The sequence below is a fragment of the Paenibacillus sp. J14 genome (assembly GCF_000518465.1).
Taxonomy (GTDB): Bacteria; Bacillota; Bacilli; order Paenibacillales; family Paenibacillaceae; genus Fontibacillus; species Fontibacillus barengoltzii.
Window position 1 is genome coordinate 1 of sequence record NZ_JADQ01000113.1, and the last position, 1,184, is coordinate 1,184.

The window sequence follows — 1,184 nt, forward strand, 5'->3', positions numbered from 1 at the left end:
TGAGTGTTTTGCATAATTCCGTTTCAGAGAAGAAGCGATAGCATATTCACTGTCGTTAAGGGGTAATTTTCGAAAATGGTATTATATGGATGAAGAAAAGGGCAGACTTGCAGAATTTTAGAACAGCTCGTTTTTTAAGCGGCAGCCCGTTTTGAATGATGAGAAACGGCGAGCGCAGATGCAAGCAGAACAATGGCATTCAAATACTGGTGAGTTGTGACTTTCTGAATGCCCCGGACATGTGCGGCGTCTGCCGTCAAATAGGTTTTCAATCGGGAGTTGCAGCGTTCTACGCTGGTTCGTTCATTGTAAAGTTCCTTCCAACGCTTTGTATCCCGATGAGGGATGCTGTATCGCCGGAGATCATCCTTCGCATTTACTTTGACGACCATTCCATAGTTTGAAGACGAGCAGGCAGCCATGCCAAGCGGACAGTCGACTTTACCCGTGGCATGCGGGCAGCGAAATTTATGCATATCGCCGTCAACTCCCCAGTATGTCATCGCATAACCCATGGAACAGCACGGTGTTCCGTTCGAGGTCATGCCAGCAGGCGGTTCCTTCTCCCCCCGAAGATTAAGGGGAATGATGGCTTGTGCCTTGACGTTGCGGGCGGCCTCATAAACTTTCATTTGGTCGTAGCCCGCATCGAGTATGAAAAATCGTGTGCTCGTCCTGGACGCTGTTTTCTCGATCAGGCCCGGCGCCATTTCTCCATCATTGACATGCGCCGGCGTTACTTCCAAGGCGATCGGCAATTCACTTTTCGTATCGACCGCCAGATGAATTTTGTAACCAAACCATGTGATTTTATTGCCGAAGGAATCAATTTTTGCGCCCCAGTTCGCATTACCCGTTTGCTCGCTTTTGCGTTTGGGCTGCTTTTTCTCGTAAGCGCGGAGAGCGGCGCTGTCTATGGCGACGTTACTGCCTTCTATGATACCTTCCTGCTGACAGCGTGTGACCAAATCCTCAAAAAGCCGTTTTGCCAAGTCCTTTCTCGTCAGTTCTGAGAAAACTCGGCTTAATGTGGATATGGAAGGAGCTTCTCGATCCAGCGGAAGACCACACTGATAACGAAACCGGAGATCCGTATCCAAACGCTTATGCAACCCTGAAAAGGTACTTATTCCTTCAAGCGGCGCAGCCAAGAGTGCTCGTAGAATACCTTGTCTGCAGTATCC

General features: G+C 49.2%; 1 protein-coding gene. It reads right to left on the reverse strand.

Translation table 11 applies throughout. The features are described 5' to 3' along the window. Positions 1 to 134 precede the first annotated feature (134 nt). A partial coding sequence (locus M891_RS0122160; RefSeq protein WP_028540303.1) for a transposase occupies positions 135 to 1,184 on the reverse strand: 1,050 nt, incomplete at its 5' end.